Source organism: Vibrio rumoiensis, from assembly GCF_002218045.2.
GTDB lineage: Bacteria > Pseudomonadota > Gammaproteobacteria > Enterobacterales > Vibrionaceae > Vibrio > Vibrio rumoiensis.
The window spans coordinates 524,649-539,377 of record NZ_AP018686.1 but is presented as its reverse complement, the minus strand read 5'-3'; the positions used below and the strand labels follow the sequence as shown (position 1 = coordinate 539,377).

The window sequence follows — 14,729 nt, the reverse complement described above, 5'->3', positions numbered from 1 at the left end:
ATTTAACGTGCGTTTTTATGACTTTGCTTTACGGCGATCCGCGACCGCTTTTGCCAGTTGACGTAATACCGTTTCAGTATCATCCCAACCAATACAAGCATCGGTGATACTTTGGCCATAGTTCGCCACTTTACCATCGACAAGATCTTGTCTGCCTTCATTGAGGTGGCTTTCAATCATCACGCCGAAAATAGCATCTTCGCCACCAGCAATTTGAGTCGCCACATCTTCTGCTACCACCATTTGGCGCTGGAATTGCTTAGAACTGTTGGCATGGCTGAAATCAATCATGACTTTTTGGCGTAAACCATTACCCGCCAACTCAGCTTTGACTGCTGCAACATGCTCTGCGCTGTAGTTTGGCTCTTTACCACCACGTAAAATAATGTGGCAATCAGGGTTGCCTGCGGTTTCAATAATCGCAGAATGGCCGTATTTGGTTACCGATAAGAAATGGTGAGAGGCACCTGCCGAGCTGCAAGCATCGGTCGCAATTTTGATATTGCCATCGGTACCATTTTTAAAACCAACAGGACATGATAGACCCGATGCGAGTTCACGGTGTACTTGTGATTCTGTAGTACGAGCACCAATAGCGCCCCAGCTAATTAAATCGCCCACATATTGCGGCGTGATCATATCGAGAAATTCGCTGGCGGTTGGCATGCCGTTGTCAGTTAAATCGAGTAGTAGTTTACGGCCCATACGTACACCATCATTGATCTGATAGCTATCGTTTAAGTATGGGTCGTTGATCAGCCCTTTCCAACCGACTGTAGTACGAGGCTTTTCAAAATACACTCGCATCACCACTTCAAGATCATCTTTGAGCTCATCACGTAATACTTTTAAACGTTTACCGTATTCAAGAGCCGCTTCGGTATCATGGATAGAACATGGACCAATCACGACGAGTAGGCGGTCATCTTTATCTTCAAGTATATTATGAATGGTTTGGCGGGATTCAAATGTCGTATTCGTGGAGGTTTCTGTCGCAGGAAACTTTTCTAAAACAGCAATTGGCGGTAAAAGTTCTTTAACTTGGTTAATTCTTACATCATCTACTTTTTGCATAACGACATTGTCCTTGTTTTATGTGTATTTCAAGCCTAAGTCCAATATAGAACATCAATTTTCTATGGCTTAAAATAGGTTATTTTCTTTTCCTTCTGGTTAACTTATCGCTACAAAAACAGAACTTCAATCATTAATTAACAATAAAGCAATATTTTATGAATTTTCAGACAATAGTTAATCAACGGTGTCGATATTATGCCGGCACCGTTTCTTTGATAATTAACGTAAAATCATACAAGTGGCAGTCGCATGGCCATATAACTTACCTTGCTCATCTTTTAAGCACCCTTCAGATATTCCCAGAGATTTACTTAAATTAATCAGCTTACCTTCTGCAATTAAGGGGGTATTTTGTGGGACTGGCTTAAGCATTTTGACATTCAAATCAATGGTCGCATACCCCACACCCGCTTCGAGTGATGAATGAACCGCACATGCAGTCACTGAATCCATGATCGTGGCTAAAAAACCACCATGAACGCCACCAAGTGGATTAAGGTGCCTTTCATCTGCAGTGGCTTCAAACACGACTTTCCCGGGCTCGACTGAAATGACTTTCATGGGCATCGTTTGTGTAATTGAGGCTGGCGGTATTTTCCCTTCCGCCATGGCGTGTAATATTTCTAACCCAGACATTGTGGCAAGTGACATAACATTCCTTATTGTTTTATTGAGTATCATGTCATTAGTATGAAAGAGATCTGACCACTTATCTAAAATTAATGTTGAAAATGAGATTTAGGAAAGATTCTCAACAGTTATAGCGCCTCTTAGCGTCACAATTTCTCTATCACCAAAGTGACTTGCCCGACTTCAATACCAAATTTTACAATACTGGTGCGGTTAATTAAGCGGTTTGGCGTAACCAGATACATCCAATCATCAAAATGAGTTTCAAGCGTATCGTCTTGGTAAGGGATTTCAACATCATAATTCCAATGAAAAACACTTCCTGAACTGCGCCCTGAGGCAATCCCAAGCACATCGCTGGCTTCACCTGAAATTGAACCATCATCGTTGAGGGTGATATACCAAATTCGTTTTTGAGTTTCTCCATCATCGTAGACAAAGTCTTCTTCAATCACGCCTTTATTTCCCTTCCACTCAGCATCCATACCCACAACCAACTTTCTTGTCAGTTCACCTTTGTAATCTTGCACCACGCCATAAGCTTTCAACTTTCCTGAGAAAAAGGCTTTAAAATCAAAAGTTGGTTGGCTATTTTGATAGTGTTCAACATCCGGTGCTGAGCAACTGGATAACACAGCGACTAAGCAGATAACAAAAAAGGATTTAATCAGCTTCATAACGACTTCCTTGAGTTTATTAACGTTTACTGTCCAATGAGTTGTTTACGTATTTTGGGGTGAGAGGTATTCGGTGAAAGCCAAATTGCGATGAAAGATTCAGTAAAGTCAGGATCGCGGATCACGCCAAGCTTTTTACCATTGTAGAAAAAGGTGGAAGCCTGGTTGTTCTCTACCAGTACACTTAAAGTATCGCCTTGTTGAATATCTGGCCACATATCCATTAATGTTTGATCGTATTGACCAACCAACGATTGTTTACCTAAATGTTGCCACTGCTCATTGGTCGCCTGAACAATATCTTTCGCCTGAATATCTCTTAGATAGGACAGTGAAAGTAATAATGGAAATTGCTCAGAAGAGTATTGTCCGGACGGGTTGTATAGTTTCGCATCATATATATCCCAAAATAGATACGTCATGCGGGCTTCGCCAACGAGCTGTAAATTGTTCGAATTAATTTGGGCTTTGCCTAGTGAGCTTACCACTAAGAGTCCTATGAATAGCCACTTCCACATAATATCAATCACTAGGTTAAGTTTATTATTTTAACTAATACGATATTGAAGGGCTTTTAGATCAAAAAAGCACACCACTGAATCAGTGCTGTGCTTCATTTCCCTTAATGGGAGAGTCGATTCTTAGAGAGAATCTATTTGTTTTTCAATTGAGACTGAGATTGATCACGTTGGTGTTGGAACCAAAAACGTTTTCTACCGTTTGAACGAGTCATAGTTATTTTCCTTCTTATTTTTCTATTACATCACTGAAATTACTCAATAATTTAGAGATAATCTGTGATGCTAATCGAATACTTAAGATATAAACCAATCAAAATCATTAAGATCGGTATCTAAGTACATAAGCCGGTTAACCTATTTATTTTTTGACGCTGGGTTCGAGTTTCGCTTTTAGGGAATTTCGACAAAACGACTTTTCGAAGACACTTTCTTTTATAGAAAGTACGGTGAACAGAATTACAACGGGACTTGATGCTAAAGCAGAGGGTCGAGTATTAATTTTTCACACTTCAAACAATGAAGTTTATAAATGGGTTATTTGGCTTGCCTACCAGGTTGTTAAGCACTGCGCTTAGTCTGGCTTTTATTCTTTTTGTTGCTTCTTTTATAAAAACAAACGCTGACTAATAAAGCCAGCGTTTATTATCTTTTCCAGTAGTAGAGAAAACTCTACACTAAAAAATCAATTATTAAGCAGGAACAACGTTCGCAGCTTGAAGACCTTTTTGGCCTTGCTCTACTTCAAAAGACACTTTTTGGCCTTCAGCAAGAGTTTTGAAACCTTCAGAAGCGATAGCACGGAAGTGTACGAATACGTCAGCGCCGCCGTTGTCTTGAGTAATGAAGCCGAAACCTTTTTCTTCGTTAAACCATTTAACGATACCAGTTGTTTTAGACATATTATGTCCCTTATCTTGTGTGCAATAAATGCAGTTCATAAATTATGCCGCTAAATGCGACGGGTGCTGCGTTGAACGATTTAATGGTTTATTAAGCGAAGGGAAAATCTAATAACAAAGACAAAAACGAAGCTGTATTTGAGGATTCTACTTTTACTAAATTGTTTCATCAATCACTCTTATCAACAGAGCGAGGTAGATATTACAGGGTTTGAGAGAGATGTACACCTATTTCGAACATATTATTGAAAATAAATCTTGTTTGTGTCTTTCGTCACATATTTGTATACCCAAGTCACTTCAATTTACTTGGGTATCGTTCTGATTTATATCAACAAGTTCAGTCGACCCTATGCTTTAACTAAGCTAGTTGAACTAACAACCATTGCCTTACTTGCGATAACTCTTCAGCATTCTGTGGATAACGGTTCACGACCTCATCTAAAGCGCTCATGATTCCCTCAGCATTATAAACCCGTCCTATTAAAGCTTCTTGTAACGCTTCCAGTGGTGCAGGATCTAGGCTATCGGTAAATACCTGTACTTCTTCAATGTGTGCTTTCTTGACGTTAAAATGCAGTTCTACACCACCCCATTTGAAACGCTCGTCAATGTGGTGGTTAAATTCAGGAGTATTACCAAAGTTCCAATGCCAATCTTGCTGCTTAGTAAACGTGGCTTCAAAGTTTGGTAAATCAGGCATGTTATCTTCAGAAATGAATTCTGGTTCCACGGACTCACCATAATATTCAAAAAACGCCTGCTTAATCGCTTCACACAAACTATCGTGAGTTAACGTGTTATCTAATTGATTTAGGTTAATCACGCGAGATCGCACCGAGGTAATCCCTTTTGCTTGCAGCTTTTTCGGATCTGGATTGAGATAGTCAGCTAAACGGCTCATGTCGGCATTTAATAAAATCGTGCCGTGGTGAAAGCCTCGGTCCATTGTTTCTCGATAGGCTGAGCCTGAGAACTTACGCTCACCTTCTTCAGTCTCAACCACAAGATCATTACGTCCTGTTGCTTTCCCTTCGATACCTAATGCTTTTAATGCATCTAATACAATTTGAGTCGATACCGTTTTATCGTACCCCGGTTTACCGGCCATAAAAGTAAAATTACTATTACCGAGATCATGAAAGACCGCCCCACCTCCACTTTGTCGACGAGCTAGGGTAATGCCGTCTCTTTCCATGCGCTGGGTATTACATTCTTTCCAAGGGTTCTGTGCTCGGCCTATCACCACTGTATTATCATTACGCCACAAAAATAGTACTTTTTGATTCGCGCTCATTGAACGAAAAATGGTGTCCTCTACCGCCAAGTTAAACAACGGATTAGTTGAGGTGGAAAATAATAGGCGAAGTGATGACATAAAAGCTCTCGGTAGTGATGTATTAATTGCTAACGCCGATATTAACCCGAAAAAAGGCCTTCTGTCTTAGCCAAGATGTAATATTTTACTTTTCCAACAGCTTTCAATTAACTCATTTGATGCTTGATGATAAGCTCAATCAATAAAACATTATTTGTTGAATTAAGGAGAATTCTAGTGCCCATTTCTCATGAGCTTGCTTCATCATTTGTTGATAATGGAATCGTTTATCAACCTCATCAATTTCAAGTGCCACTCAACCATGATGATGAGCAAAGTCAGACGATTACCATCTATGCTCGCGAATTAGTCTGCCTAGAGAAACAAGCGCAAGATTTACCTTGGTTGGTTTACTTTCAAGGTGGTCCGGGGTTTCCTTCACCGAGAGCGGATGGACAATCGGGCTGGTTAAAAGCGGCACTACAACAATATCGCGTATTATTACTCGACCAGCGTGGTACTGGATTAAGCTCACCGATTACTCACCAAACACTTGAAGGTATGAGTAGTGATGAACAGGTAGACTATCTCTGCCATTTCAGAGCAGACAGCATTGTCAAAGATGCTGAAGCCATACGTACACATTTCAATGTGAAAAAATGGGCGATTCTCGGGCAAAGCTTTGGTGGTTTTTGTTCATTAACCTACCTATCTCTTTATCCAAATAGCTTATTGAAGTCATATATCACGGGTGGTGTTCCTTCTTTAACTCGTCATGCTGATGAGGCTTACCAAGCGACCTATCAACGAGTAAAACAAAAAAATGACACCTTCTTCCGTCAGTTCCCACAAGCGCAAATTTTGTGTCAACGCATTGCAGACTACTTGCTCAATCACGAAGTCTATTTACCCAATGGACAGCTATTTACCGTAGAACAATTTCAAATGATCGGAATTAATCTGGGTCGTGGTCATGCTGCCCTTCCAATGTATTACTTACTTGAAAGTGCTTTTGTCAGCGTAGATGGAAAAGAGAGCTTAAGTTATGCATTTTTGAATGCCATGCTGGCTGAACAGGCTTATCAGACCAATCCTATCTATGCCATTTTGCATGAGTCGATCTATTGCCAACCTTTTGCTCAAAACCAATTCGGGCAGAGCGAATCGGCTTGGTCAGCACATCGTGTACGTCAATCGTACCCTGAATTCAACTATCAAACCGGTAAGCCTTTCTTATTTACCGGTGAAATGGTTTATCCATGGATGTTTGAACAAATGGAATGTTTGAAGTCGCTGAAGTTTGCCGCAGACAAAATCGCAGAAAAGCAGAACTGGTCTGCACTTTATGATGTTGAAAAGCTAAAAAACAATACGGTTCCCATTGCTTGTGCGGTTTATGTTGAAGATATGTATGTTGAGTTTGATTATTCACGCGAAACATTAGCTAATATACCCAATACTCGTGCATGGATGACTAATGAATATGAACACAATGGCATTGGTGTCGATGGTGAAAAAATATTTAACCGACTCGATGACATGCTAAACCAACTTGACCAACTGCCAAGCAAATGATGATTTGATACCATTGATTGAAATACCATCGGCTACGTATGTTATACATGCATTTTGTTATAAGGAAATAACGATGAAAACCAAAGTATTAACGGATCTTACTCCTCATATGGCTGATTTGGTTTCGCTATTGCAAGATTGTGTTGCAAGTGGTGCCTCTATTGGTTTCTTGCCTCCGGTTGAATATCAAACAGCGCAAAAATATTGGCAAGACGTGCAAATGGCTCTCGAAACAAAACCCACCTCCCGGCTATTAATCGTCACGTTTGAAGGTGAGCAATTGGTTGGATGTGTGCAATTATCCCTTGCAAGTAAGTCCAACGCCAAACATCGCGCTGAAATTGAAAAATTAATGGTACACACTCGCCACCGAGGTAAAGGGATAAGCAAAGCTCTGCTTTCTCATTTAGAAGAAGAAGCTTTAGTCGCGGGTCGTCGATTGTTAATTCTCGACACCCGTGTTGGCGATATTGCTTCTGAATTATACAAACGTATGAACTATACCGAAGCAGGTTATATTCCCGATTTTGCTTTAAGCGCCACTGGTGAGTTAGATGGCACCACATTTTTCTATAAAATGCTTTCTTAATAAACACAACCATTAAAAGATGGTGAATTATCGTGATGCGGTTGCAGCGGTATTCACCACCTATTTCCCCCTTTCGTCTCCATATATTGATAAAACATGCGCTTATTCACACTTTAATCGAGTGGTTACAATCGTCCAGTAAATGCATTTATTTTACAATATCACACACTTTTTATAGGTGTTAATGTTCTCGCATAACAATAAATAAGCGAGAAATATTATGCACTCTCTAATCAATGAAAATCTGGTCTGCCTAGATTTAAAGTCTACCAATAAAGAAGATCTCCTCTCTGAAATGGCCAACATTTTAGAAAAAAACCAATGCATCACGAATAAAGAAGACTACCTTAAAGACGTTTGGGCAAGAGAAAACCTAGGCTCAACAGGCTTTGAAGATGGCATTGCGATTCCTCATGCTAAAAGTACTACCGTAATTAAGCCTGCAGTGGTTATCGGTATTCACCGAACCGGTATTGATTACGGTGCTGATGATGGAGAGTTATCGAATATATTCTTTATGTTGGCTTCACCGGATAGTGGTGACAATCACCATATTGAAGTGCTTGCACAAATTTCCAGTAAAATAATTGAAGAGGGCTTTCTAGATTCACTACGCAACGCCAAAACTGAACAAGAAATCGTGAGGCTATTAACCGGATCTGACAAAGTCGCACAACAGACTATAGAGCAACCCGCCTTAGCCGAACAAAAACCAACGTCTCAATGGAAGCAAACCATGTCTCGCCTTAAACAGCATTTGCTATTTGGTACTTCCCACATGATCCCATTCATTGTTGCAGGCGGTGTATTACTGTCACTTTCTGTGATGATCTCAGGTAAAGGTGCCGTTCCTGAAACCGGTGTATTAAAAGACATTGCAACGATGGGGATTGCCGGGCTGACCTTATTTACAGCGGTGCTTGGTGGTTATATTGCGTACTCTATTGCCGACAAACCAGGGCTCGCACCCGGTATGATTGGATCTTGGATCGCCGTTCAGCATTATAACACTGGTTTCCTTGGTGCCATTGTCGTAGGTTTTTTAGCCGGTTTCGTTGTTCAGCAGTTAAAACGAATCAAGTTTCCAGACAGCATGGCTTCTCTTGGTTCGATCTTCATTTATCCGCTTATTGGCACATTAATCACATGTAGTATTGTTATGTGGGTCATTGGTGAACCTATCGCCGGTATGATGTCAGCGATGAACCATTGGTTAGCAAGTATGGCTGGCAGCGGTAAAGTTATGCTAGGGGCAATTTTAGGCGGCATGACAGCGTTTGATATGGGCGGTCCAATCAACAAAGTGGCGACCCTATTTGCTCAAACTCAAGTAGATACTCAACCTTGGTTAATGGGCGGTGTAGGGATTGCCATTTGCGTTCCACCACTAGGCATGGCTTTAGCAACATTCTTATCGCCTAAGCGTTATAAAAAAGATGAACGTGAAGCAGGTAAAGCTGCGGCAATCATGGGTATGATCGGTATTACAGAAGGTGCGATCCCATTTGCAGCCGCCGATCCAATTCGAGTGATTCCAGCGATTGTCGTTGGCGGCATGGTCGGTAATATCGTCGGCTTTATGTTTAACGTTATTAACCATGCACCTTGGGGTGGCTGGATTGTGTTACCGGTTGTTGACGGAAAAATTGGTTATGTGATTGGTACTATCGCTGGCGCAGTAACAACCGCCTTAATTGTCAATCTACTTAAAAAACCAGTCACTGAAGATGATACGCAAGAAGAAGATTCATCCCCTATCGAATCAATTTCAGAAGAAGGCGTTGCGCAAGTACTGGCGATTACCGCATGTCCTTCAGGTGTCGCTCATACTTTCCTTGCAGCAAAAAGCTTAGAAAAAGCAGCGGCAAAAATGGGCGTAAAAATAAAGGTCGAAACCCAAGGCGCGAATGGTATTGTTAACCGAATTACGCCGAAAGATATTGCCAATGCTGAGTTTGTTATCTTTGCTCATGACGTCGCTATCAAAGACCCACAACGATTTACAGGGATGCGCATAGTTGACACTCATACTAAGCACGCAATGAATGATCCAATCAATTTACTTAAATCAAATATACAGAATGCAAAAACAGAACCTGTGACAGCATAATTCATTATATTTCAATAAATAACAACTCAACGCCGATGCATCAATCGTATCGGCGATTTTGTTACATTATGAATATTTACGCTGAAAAACCTAGTGACACCGTCACCTATCAAGCAAAAATTCTTATCAATTCCTACGATATTTTTCATTCTCCAAAGCCACTTGAATCCTCTATACTCGAATCAGCCCACTTATTGGGTTCCATTCTTATCATTGAATATTAAAGAGTTAATTATGCCGGACACTATCCGCATTCGCGCCTTAGAAAAAGACGACCTTAGATTTATTCATAGCCTTAACAATAACCGTAGTGTGATGTCTTATTGGTTTGAAGAGCCTTATGAATCATTCATGGAATTAGAAAGTCTGTATATCAAACATATCCACGACTTGAATGAACGACGCTTTATTGCTGAAAATGGCGATCGTGAACATGTTGGTTTGGTTGAGCTAGTTGAAATTAACTACATCCATCGCACTGCCGAGTTTCAAATCATCATTGCGCCCCACTTTCAGGGAAAAGGATACGCACGTGAAATCATCGATCGCGCCGTTAACTATGCTTTCAAGATATTGAATATTAATAAATTATATCTACAAGTCTCGGATGAGAACGAAAAAGCTGTCTACTTATATGAAAGTTTTGGTTTCAAACGTGAAGGCTTATTAATTGAAGAATTCTTTATGAATGGCCAGTATCGCAATGCGATTCGTATGTACATGTTGCAACGTGACTACATTAATCTGCAAAACGAACCTAGTGCGATTAATGCGACTGAATAATACGATCGAGCTTTAATATTAAGAGTCAATCTGCGCTAAATTAAGAAAAAATTATCTTCTTTTTTAGCGCAGTTTTCACTTATTGCCGACACACAATCACACCAACACTCTTACCCTATTCTTGATACTTTCCCTTAGGCATTAAATCAGCCAACGTTTGCGCAAGCGATTAACAAAAATAAAGTGAGATCTACGCATCTTTTTGAACAGACTGATTTGACTTAGCCCCCTTATATTTCGAATATGAATACCTAACCAAGCCTTACAGACTTGAGCTTGCCACCTTAATTGTTACTCAGGCTGGTTATTTTTCTCACATTATTTCATTTCAATTATTAGATAGGGTTATACATGAGTAGTAAATTAGAACAACTTCGCTCACTCACTACCGTTGTTGCTGATACAGGCGACATTGATGCCATCGCAAAATATCAACCACAAGATGCAACCACTAACCCATCATTAATTTTGAAAGCGGCTCAAATTGAAGATTATGCACGTCTAATCGATCAATCTATCGCTTACGCCAAAGCGCAAAGTTCCGATACAAATCAGCAAGTACAAGATACTTGTGACATGCTAGCGGTAACCATTGGTCAAGAGATTTTGAAGGTCATTCCTGGTCGTATTTCAACCGAAGTTGATGCTCGCCTTTCTTACGATACCGATGGCAGTGTGAAAAAGGCTCGCCAATTGATCAAAATGTACAATGACGCAGGCATTACTAACGACCGCATATTGATCAAACTCGCTTCAACATGGGAAGGCATTCGCGCTGCAGAAATTCTAGAAAGCGAAGGCATTAACTGTAACTTAACACTGCTATTTTCTTTCGCTCAAGCTCGTGCCTGTGCAGAAGCTGGCGTATATCTAATCTCACCTTTCGTTGGCCGTATTATGGACTGGCACAAAGCGAAAGAAGGCCGAGACTTTGAAGCAAGTGAAGATCCTGGGGTTAAATCAGTAACAAGCATTTATAACTACTACAAACAACATGGTTACGAAACCGTGGTAATGGGCGCGAGCTTCCGTAATACTGGTGAGATCTTAGAGTTAGCGGGCTGTGATCGCTTAACCATCAGCCCTCAGTTATTACAAGAGCTGGAAGATAGCCAAGGTGAAGTCGTTCAAAAACTGAAACCGGCGCAAAGCATTCAAGCTCAACCAGAGAAAATGACGCACGCAGAGTTCTTGTGGGAGCACAACCAAGATCCTATGGCGGTTGAAAAACTGGCCGAAGGTATCCGTGCTTTTGCCGTCGACCAAGGCAAACTAGAAGACATGATTCGAGCGAAACTTTAATCACCGCTCAATCAAAGCAAATAATATAATAAACATGGCCGGTTTTTACTGGCCATTTTCTTTTATCCACTTGGTTATTGGAGCGCGTATATGTCAATCTACCCCACTATTTTAGTCGCGATTAACCCAAACGATTTACATGCGAAACAACTCATCAGTAAGGCTGCAATCATTGCCGAGCAAAACCAAGCCGAATTGCATCTTGCTTATGTCGAGAAAGGCATATTCAATACTCACTATTTATACCGTGATGAAGGGTTGTTTAATTTTCATTCCGGCGCTGAACTGGAATTGATTCAGAAATTGCATGAACTAAGTCAATCTAGTCCTTACCCAGTCAAAAACATCCACTTTGCTGCGGGAGAAGTGATTAAACATTTAGAGGATTTAATTCGAGAAGTAGAAGCGAAGCTTGTAATCGTTGGACATAAGAACAAACTCACCCACTTTTTTGGTGGTATTGAAAAAGATTTATTCGCCGATCTGTATTGCGATATTTTACAAATTCATTGTTTTGATTAACATTCAAATATCTTAATCCAAATAAACCGACAAGCTCTACGTTCCTTTTTATTCCTTATTGTATAACGCTGGTATTTTACTGCACTAGCCTTAATTCCCGAAGCCATCACCTTTGCTATTGTTGCCAGTTTAGACCCTATGCTTCTTTTAGTACTGCAGTCATTATTTCTATCGTGGGTAGTCACTTACCACTGTTGATTTTGCGTTAATGTCATTGATTGATAAAAAGTCCCGAACAAGGCGCTCACTACGGACTATCACACACGCCATTCCAACACTTGCCAATCTTCTTGATTAGAATGGGCTTTTAAAGCTGGGCACGGATTTACTAAATACGCAAAGTCAGCAAACTCACACAAGGGTAAATCATTGATTGAATCTGTATAAAAGTGAATTTCAGAAAAACATCCTGCCTGGCTTTCAATCCACTCTTTCAACCTCACCACTTTGCCTTCACGATAACTAGGAATACCTGAAATCTCTGGGGTATAACAACCTTGTTTAGTCATCAAATCAATACCTAAAGCATGAGTAATACCAAGGTGACGCCCAACTACACTAACTAAAAACGACGCGCTAGCGGAAATAATCACCATCTGTACTTGTTGCTGTTTAAGCTTTTCAATCAACGCCTTCGATTGAGCAAACTGTTTAGCTAAGACCTCTTCCACGACACATTCTTCTACCAGCTGATTAACCTCTTCAACCTGTAAGTTCGTTAAAGGGGCAATCGAAAACTCTAGATAATCCTTCATGTCCATTTTCCCTTGTGCATACAGACTCATTAAGTGCTTATCTTGCTCAAGAAAATCCGCGTCAGTGATGATACCTTTACGCACTAAAAAAGCATTCCACAACATTGCACAATCGGCATCAATTAAGGTTTCATCCATATCAAAAACATATAAAGGTTTTGTCATTTTAAGCACTCACAGGTTGAATTTCATTTAAATTAAATAACAGTTCAAGTGAACTGCCCTCAGGCATCAAACGTTCAGATGAGCGATTTAATAAATCAACGGTCAATTCACACCTCTCTACTGCCACTTGGTAACGAATGATATTCCCTAGCAATTGGTGACTCTTAATCACTCCTTTTCTTGGTGAGGAAATATGTTGAGCATACTGACGTCCCTCCTCTTTTACATAAATAGACTCAGGTCGAATCGCAACTTTATGTGGTGTCTCTAACCCAAATAATGCTTTTGCTGTGTTTCCATCGATTAAGTTATAGTGCCCCATAAATCCAGCCACAAACTCATTGGTAGGTTGGGTATAGATCGCTTCTGGAGAGCCTGCTTGCACTATCTCACCTTTGTTCATCAAGAAAATGCGGTCAGACATGATCATCGCCTCTTCTTGATCGTGAGTGACAAAAATCGTAGTCAGATTCATCTCTTTTTGAATGTCGCGGATTTGTTGACGTAAATGCTTACGGATTTTGGCATCCAATGCTGATAATGGCTCATCCAACAATAAAATTCTCGGCTTAACGACCAAAGCTCGCGCTAATGCCACACGCTGACGCTGTCCACCTGACAATTGATGCGGATGCTGTTTCTCTTTGCCTTTTAACTCCACTAACTCAATCACTTGGCTTACCAGCTTAGCCACCTCACCGGAAGCCACTTTTTTCATTTTCAGCCCAAACGCAATGTTGTCTTCAACAGTCATATTAGGAAACAAAGCATACGACTGAAACACCATGCCAATGCCGCGCTCTTGTGGTGATTGATGAGTAATATTTTCACCATTAACCCAAATCTCACCTTGGTCGACCGGATTCAAGCCTGCAAGGCTACGTAACAAGGTTGATTTACCACAACCACTTGGTCCTAAAAGCGTAACTAACTCGCCTTGTTCAATGGTAAAATCCACATTCTCAAATACGGTATTATCACCAAATGACTTGGTTAATTGTTTTGCAGTAACATAACTCATGCTGTTGCTCCTCGGCTGAAACGACTTGCCAACCAAGTCAATACAAAGATAAAGATGAAATAAGTGATAACCAGTGCAGAAGTAAAGTGACCGCTAGTTTGTCGCATGTTGAAGAGATAAATTTGCAACGTCTCATAACGCGTTCCCACCAAGATATTGGCAAAAACAAACTCACCTAATAAGAACGAAAAAGATAAAAACAACGCCGCCATTATGCCTTTCTTCAAGTTCGGTAAGATGATCAATAAAAATGCTTTGATGGTACTCGCGCCTAGCAAGTGCGCGGTATCCATCAAATCGTGTAAATTGATCGATTCAAAACTATTGGCAATGGCACGATACATAAATGGTACCGCGATAGTGAAATAGGTTCCGATCAAAATCCACGGCGTTCCCACTAACGACCAATCGCTGTCCGCATATAATTGCAACAAACCGACCGAGGAAACGACTGGCGGTACCGAAAATGGCAACAAAATTATAATATTCATTAACTTATCCAACTTAGGAAAGTAATAAAACACCACAAAAATAGCCGGTAAAATCAATATCACACTCAACAAAAGTGCTGTGATACAAATAAATAATGAACGTCCAAAAGCTTGAACAAATCGAGGATCAGTCAGTAACTGTACATACCAATCTAAGGTCAAACCATCCGGTAAAATGGTTGCCCCCCAACGTGATGAAATGGAATACAATAGCGTCGCTAAAATAGGAATCATCATGACGGTAACGATGCTAAACACGACTGTTTTATGGTATCGAGTATTCAGATCTTGCAT

At 40.5% G+C, this 14,729-nt stretch carries 15 protein-coding genes; 6 read left to right on the top strand and 9 right to left on the bottom strand.

Features of this window, described 5'->3' with window-relative positions:
- Positions 1-15: 15 nt before the first annotated feature.
- The 6 genes from aroG to VRUMOI_RS14830 form a co-directional block, all read right to left on the bottom strand.
- Complete coding sequence (aroG, locus tag VRUMOI_RS14855; RefSeq protein WP_089138858.1) at positions 16-1,074, bottom strand: 3-deoxy-7-phosphoheptulonate synthase AroG; 1,059 nt, start codon at positions 1,072-1,074, stop codon at positions 16-18.
- 222 nt (positions 1,075-1,296) lie between these two features.
- Positions 1,297-1,728, bottom strand: coding sequence for a PaaI family thioesterase (locus tag VRUMOI_RS14850; protein WP_089138859.1), 432 nt, complete (start codon positions 1,726-1,728; stop codon positions 1,297-1,299).
- 125 nt (positions 1,729-1,853) lie between these two features.
- Complete coding sequence (locus tag VRUMOI_RS14845) at positions 1,854-2,384, bottom strand: DUF3833 domain-containing protein (protein WP_089138860.1); 531 nt, start codon at positions 2,382-2,384, stop codon at positions 1,854-1,856.
- Positions 2,385-2,410: 26 nt separating this feature from the next.
- Positions 2,411-2,902 carry a chalcone isomerase family protein gene (locus tag VRUMOI_RS14840; protein WP_089138861.1) on the bottom strand — a complete coding sequence of 164 codons (492 nt, stop codon included), beginning with the start codon at positions 2,900-2,902 and terminating at the stop codon, positions 2,411-2,413.
- Positions 2,903-3,594: 692 nt separating this feature from the next.
- Positions 3,595-3,804, bottom strand: a complete 210-nt coding sequence (gene cspE, locus VRUMOI_RS14835; RefSeq protein WP_017025742.1) for a transcription antiterminator/RNA stability regulator CspE — start codon at positions 3,802-3,804, stop codon at positions 3,595-3,597.
- 361 nt (positions 3,805-4,165) lie between these two features.
- On the bottom strand, positions 4,166-5,182 hold the full coding sequence (locus VRUMOI_RS14830; protein WP_089138862.1) for a lipoate--protein ligase: 1,017 nt from the start codon (positions 5,180-5,182) through the stop codon (positions 4,166-4,168).
- A gap of 183 nt (positions 5,183-5,365) precedes the next feature.
- Here VRUMOI_RS14830 and VRUMOI_RS14825 point away from each other — a divergent pair, with 183 nt between their 5' ends.
- From VRUMOI_RS14825 to VRUMOI_RS14800, 6 genes are all read left to right on the top strand, one after another.
- Positions 5,366-6,697, top strand: a complete 1,332-nt coding sequence (locus tag VRUMOI_RS14825; RefSeq protein ID WP_394610032.1) for an alpha/beta fold hydrolase — start codon at positions 5,366-5,368, stop codon at positions 6,695-6,697.
- Positions 6,698-6,770: 73 nt separating this feature from the next.
- Positions 6,771-7,286, top strand: coding sequence for a GNAT family N-acetyltransferase (locus VRUMOI_RS14820; protein ID WP_089138864.1), 516 nt, complete (start codon positions 6,771-6,773; stop codon positions 7,284-7,286).
- Between the two features lie 220 nt (positions 7,287-7,506).
- Positions 7,507-9,396, top strand: coding sequence for a PTS fructose transporter subunit EIIC (locus VRUMOI_RS14815; RefSeq protein WP_089138865.1), 1,890 nt, complete (start codon positions 7,507-7,509; stop codon positions 9,394-9,396).
- A 234-nt stretch (positions 9,397-9,630) separates the two neighbouring features.
- Positions 9,631-10,179, top strand: a complete 549-nt coding sequence (speG, locus tag VRUMOI_RS14810; RefSeq protein WP_089138866.1) for a spermidine N1-acetyltransferase — start codon at positions 9,631-9,633, stop codon at positions 10,177-10,179.
- A 351-nt stretch (positions 10,180-10,530) separates the two neighbouring features.
- Positions 10,531-11,481 (top strand): transaldolase, encoded by a 951-nt coding sequence (gene tal, locus VRUMOI_RS14805; protein WP_089138867.1) that lies wholly within the window; start codon positions 10,531-10,533, stop codon positions 11,479-11,481.
- 90 nt (positions 11,482-11,571) lie between these two features.
- Entirely contained in the window at positions 11,572-12,003 is a 432-nt protein-coding gene (locus VRUMOI_RS14800) for a universal stress protein (RefSeq protein WP_089138868.1), read from the top strand.
- A 257-nt stretch (positions 12,004-12,260) separates the two neighbouring features.
- Here VRUMOI_RS14800 and VRUMOI_RS14795 read toward each other — a convergent pair whose 3' ends face one another.
- From VRUMOI_RS14795 to VRUMOI_RS14785, 3 genes are read right to left on the bottom strand one after another with little or no spacing between them, the layout of a single operon-like run.
- Positions 12,261-12,923 (bottom strand): HAD family hydrolase, encoded by a 663-nt coding sequence (locus tag VRUMOI_RS14795; protein WP_089138869.1) that lies wholly within the window; start codon positions 12,921-12,923, stop codon positions 12,261-12,263.
- 1 nt (position 12,924) lies between these two features.
- On the bottom strand, positions 12,925-13,944 hold the full coding sequence (locus tag VRUMOI_RS14790; protein WP_089138870.1) for an ABC transporter ATP-binding protein: 1,020 nt from the start codon (positions 13,942-13,944) through the stop codon (positions 12,925-12,927).
- A complete protein-coding gene (locus VRUMOI_RS14785) occupies positions 13,941-14,729 on the bottom strand; it encodes an ABC transporter permease (protein WP_089138871.1) in 789 nt (262 codons plus the stop codon). The genes VRUMOI_RS14790 and VRUMOI_RS14785 overlap by 4 nt, the downstream gene beginning before the upstream one ends.